Source organism: Pseudomonas sp. EGD-AK9, from assembly GCF_000465935.2.
Classification (GTDB): Bacteria; Pseudomonadota; Gammaproteobacteria; order Pseudomonadales; family Pseudomonadaceae; genus Aquipseudomonas.
Map to the genome: position 1 here is coordinate 1 of NZ_AVOF01000724.1, position 797 is coordinate 797.

Below are 797 nucleotides of genomic sequence, written 5' to 3' on the forward strand. Positions count from 1 at the left end.
GATGCGCATGATGGTGCCGTTCCTCGCCGCCGGCATGCGCTCCGAGACCGGGGTCAACGACCCGGCGCTGGCCGCCGCGCAGCTCCGGCGCACGGCTCTGCAGGTATGCATGCAGGCTGCGCTGCTCCTCGAAGGCGCTGCGCGCCGCCTGGGCGTCGCGCGCCACCGGCTGCCACAGCAGCAGATAGCCCAGCACCAGCGCCAGGAAGGCGCCCAGCGCCAGCAACGCCAGACGGTCGCGCGGCCCCAGCGCCTGCCAGCGCTGCGCCAGACTGGAACGCTGCCACTGCAGCTGCAGCCCCTGATTGAACTGACGCCAACTGGCCATGCTCATCCTCCTATCACCAGGCGCGCGCTGACGCCGTCCGCCTCGCGGCTGGCCGAACCCATCTGCACCTCGAGCCCGGCCTGTTCCAGGCGTTCGCGCAGGCTTTCCAGCTCGGCGAAATCCGGCGCCTGCAGCTGCAGGGCGAGATCGGCGCGACTGGCGCTGTAATCGAGCTGATTGACCTGTACCCGCGCCGCGCCGCCTGCCGGCAGTGCTCGCGCCACCTCACCGAGCAGGCCGAGCAGCGGGCTGTCGCCGCTGCCGGCGGCATCGGCCAGGTGCTGATCCAGCTGCGCACGCAGGTTGACCAGCTTGCGATCCTCGGGAAACAGCTCGCGGTACAGCGCCTCGCTGGCCAGCGCGTACTGATCGGCCTGGCGCTGCAGGTACCAACCCTGGACCAGGTTGAAGCCCCACTGCAGCAACAGGCAGAGCGCCAGCACCCCGGCCAGCGGGCGCCAGCGCCGCC

General features: G+C 71.4%; 1 protein-coding gene and 2 pseudogenes. 1 reads left to right on the forward strand and 2 read right to left on the reverse strand.

Features of this window, described 5'->3' with window-relative positions; translation table 11 throughout:
* Nucleotides 1-88: pseudogene (locus tag N878_RS29705) on the forward strand (TetR family transcriptional regulator); the annotation flags it as partial.
* 45 nt (nucleotides 89-133) lie between these two features.
* Here the strand turns inward: N878_RS29705 and gspM are convergent.
* Together gspM and gspL are read right to left on the reverse strand one after the other, a co-directional pair.
* Nucleotides 134-334, reverse strand: a pseudogene (gene gspM / locus N878_RS29710) (type II secretion system protein GspM); the annotation flags it as partial.
* Nucleotides 331-797 (reverse strand): type II secretion system protein GspL (gspL, locus tag N878_RS23270; RefSeq protein WP_021445901.1); only part of this gene is annotated, 467 nt, incomplete at its 5' end. The pseudogene gspM and the gene gspL, both read right to left, overlap by 4 nt.